General features: G+C 71.2%; 4 protein-coding genes and 1 pseudogene. 3 read left to right on the forward strand and 2 right to left on the reverse strand.

Translation table 11 applies throughout. From position 1 onward, the window contains the following. A pseudogene (locus ACZ6D7_RS47375) lies at positions 1 to 82 on the forward strand (IS5/IS1182 family transposase); the annotation flags it as partial. Between the two features lie 39 nt (positions 83 to 121). On the opposite strand, the gene ACZ6D7_RS47380 reads toward ACZ6D7_RS47375, so the two are convergent. Beyond that, positions 122 to 727: a hypothetical protein gene (locus ACZ6D7_RS47380; RefSeq protein ID WP_469505124.1), complete on the reverse strand. Its 606-nt coding sequence runs from the start codon at positions 725 to 727 to the stop codon at positions 122 to 124. A gap of 425 nt (positions 728 to 1,152) precedes the next feature. On the opposite strand from ACZ6D7_RS47380, the gene ACZ6D7_RS47385 reads away from it, so the two are divergent. Then, positions 1,153 to 1,392, forward strand: coding sequence for a hypothetical protein (locus ACZ6D7_RS47385; protein WP_469505125.1), 240 nt, complete (start codon positions 1,153 to 1,155; stop codon positions 1,390 to 1,392). Between the two features lie 382 nt (positions 1,393 to 1,774). On the opposite strand, the gene ACZ6D7_RS47390 is transcribed toward ACZ6D7_RS47385, so the two are convergent. Further along, a complete protein-coding gene (locus ACZ6D7_RS47390) occupies positions 1,775 to 2,041 on the reverse strand; it encodes a hypothetical protein (protein WP_469505127.1) in 267 nt (88 codons plus the stop codon). A gap of 168 nt (positions 2,042 to 2,209) precedes the next feature. Here ACZ6D7_RS47390 and ACZ6D7_RS47395 point away from each other — a divergent pair, with 168 nt between their 5' ends. Beyond that, positions 2,210 to 2,392: a hypothetical protein gene (locus ACZ6D7_RS47395; RefSeq protein ID WP_469505129.1), complete on the forward strand. Its 183-nt coding sequence runs from the start codon at positions 2,210 to 2,212 to the stop codon at positions 2,390 to 2,392. Positions 2,393 to 3,051: the final 659 nt, after the last annotated feature.

The raw sequence follows: 3,051 nt of genomic DNA on the forward strand, positions 1-3,051 counted from the left end.
CGTCTTCCGCAGAGCCCGCTGCAGCCCCAACCGCATGACGGTCATCGCCGCTGCCGTCCTCACCCTGGAGCGCCAACGCTGAAAACGCTCACTGATCGCGTCCCGGTACAGCCGGGCCGCGTCAGCGGGCCCGCCCGTCGGCCTCGGCCTGCTCAGCAAGGCTCTTCAACGGAGCGGCCTCGCCCGCGGCGAAGGCATCCCGGGCAACCTCCTCCACCTCGGCCGTCCCCGTCGCCAGGGCGGCCAGTTCGCCCATCGCGTGACGGTCACCCGCCGCCCGCAACGCCGCTCGCGCACCGTCCAGGTCCCCGCGCTCGCGCAGGTCGTCGGCGTAGGCGTGCAGGATCTCCGGATCACTGCACCGGGCGACCTCGGCATACCAGCGCTCCGCCTCCTCAGCCTCCCCGTCCAGCATCAGCGCACGGGCCAGGTGGAGCTGGGCGGTGGGACTGCCACGGCCGGCGGCCTCCCGTACCAGCTGTTCGGCCTCCTGCTCCTGCATCTGTTCCAGCAGCTCCTCCAGCAGCTCCTCCAGGACCTCGCCGTCCCCGGTGAGCGCAGCCTGCTCCTGCACACGACGTGCTTCCTCTGCCCGCTGACGCTCCTGCCACAGCCAGACCAGCTCCTGCCCCGCCTTCAGATCCCCCAGATCCAGCGCCCTCTGATACAGGCTGGCGGCCTCGGTGTCACGCCAGCGTGCCTCCGCCGCCTGCCCCACCGCCCGCACGACGTGAGACTCGGGCAGATGCTCGCGCGCCGCAGCCCAAAACGAGGCCGGGGGAGCGGAAAACCGCCGCTCCATGCGGCCGATGTGGTCCATGTCATCGGACAGCCGCCACCCGCCCCCGCCGCCCGTTCCCGTGCACGCCCGCACTCGGCTCAGCAGCCCGCGCACGCCCTTGCTCGGCTCCTGGGTGTAGGCGAGAGCATCCTCAAGCCATTCCTCACCCAGCGCGTCGTAGTCGTCGTCACCGAGATAGCCCTCGGCGGCCCCGCCTGAAGAAAATCCCGCCCCACCAGCACCGCTCCGCCTAGCCTGCTGGCGTCCATGGCCGCGCCGATGACCGCCCGGGCCGCGGGCGGTGCCGCCTGGTAACGCGCCAGCAGAGCCGGAGCCCCCGCCATGTACTGGGCGATCCGCCCGTCCGCGGTATGGGCCAGCGCGTCGGCCAGCCGCGGATCGTGGCCGCCCACCGTCCGCGCATCCTCCAGCGCCCGCGCCTCGAACGCGGCCGGCACATACACACCCTGCCCTCGAGCAACGCCCGCAGACCGGCCGCCACCTGCTCGGCCAATGCGCCGGCCTGCTCGCCGACATACCACTGCAGCTCGTTGAGCCAGATCGCCGTGCGCGGAGCGATCCCCTCCCGCAACGCGTTCGCCAGCGCCTGAGCCGGTGACGGATCGAGCGGATGCCACAGCCGCCACCCGGCCGGCAGCTCGCCCACCGCCTCCCAGCACGCCCTCGTCCTGCCCGAAGACGAGTCACCGACCAGCACCACCATCCGGCTCGTGCCACCGGCTGCCTGCGCCACCACCGAACGCAGAACTCCGTCGTGGGCACGCCGCACGTACAGCGGCAGCACCCCCGGCACCGCCGCCGTCACATCGATGGGCCGGTGCACCTCCCACTCATCGAACGCTTCCTCGTCCCGCAACGCGGCCACGAACCGGCCGCGGACAGGCACCCGCAGCCCGGGCCCGCCCGGCACCGGACGGGAAGGTCGGCCGCCGCGCCGCTGCCGACGTTCCTCAACCGCTCCCTCCCACAGCCTCACCCACCCAGCAGGGCCCCCGGACGGCCCGCCTGGCGGGCCTGCTGGGCGAGGTAGGCGACCAGGAACTGCACCACCTGCTGCTCGAAGGGCACGGACCGGCCCGCCAGCCAGTCACTCAGCGAGGACGTGCTCAGCTTCACACGCGACAGATGCCGCTCGCCCTGGCGCACCAGCGCCGTCAACGTAGGCGAACCCGCGCCCTCATACAGGCCTTTCAGCATGGCCGCGAAAGCCCGCACCGCCGTGCCCTGCTCCACCCGCATCCCTTTCCACCCTGTCCGCCCACCCCTGCGCCGGAAAACCCACGAGACTGGCCCTGACCAGCCTAGAGGCCCCCCATGCGACATCCAGGACATCGCCGGAAACCCACCGGACGCAGCCCAATAAGGCCACCGAAGCCCGCCACACCGGCACCCAAGGAGGCCACCTCGATGTCCCACCACCTGCTCACCCTGCTCAACAGCCCCTTCGCCACTACCCTGTTGGCCACCCACTCCATCACCATTGCCGCACTCGCCTTGACCGCCGTGAGCGCCCGCACCGAGAGCCGACGGCAGGCGGCTCTGCGCGTGCTGGCCGTGCTGCTCGGCCACCTGCCGGGCCCCCGCGCCTGAGCCAAGCTCTGTCCCTGCCCCTTCAGGGCAGGGACAGAGTCCACAAGGCAGCCCACCGCCAGCTCGCCGCACGACCGGCGGCTACGACAACCGCAACCGCCGCGCACCGCTACCAGACCGGAGACTGGCCCCGACAGCCGACGAGGAACCCACCAGGCCGCAACACAGGCGGACAACACCCAAGGCCCCTACGGCGCCGGATGATCGTCCCGCCCGCACAGCGACGAGCTGACGAGCACCCACCGGTTGTCGTACCGACGGAAACTGACACTCACCCAAGTCCGGCGGCAGCCGGAACACCATGCTCTCAAGCTCCCCGTCAGGGGAGCGCAGGCAACCCAAATATCTGTGCAACCACCCGGTTATGACATCACCGGCGCCGCCAGGCGCCTGGCAACAAACACACTCTTTCCCTCCCCGTCAGGGGAGGGGCCGTCACCTTTGCCCAAGTCCTGCCGCCAGGCAGGACGGCATTTCCCCTGCTGAGCGGGCCGCCAGGCCCGCCAACCCCCACAGAAACCAACCAAGTTGGCCCGCCAGGGCCAACCCAGCACCTGACACACGGTCGTGCCGTCAGGCACGACTGCAGCACCTAACGGGCCGTCAGGCCCGTAGTTGGCCGCCAGGCCAACTTAAGAGCCTTCAGGCTCTCCGCCCCC

The organism is Streptomyces sp. NPDC041784 (assembly GCF_055591025.1).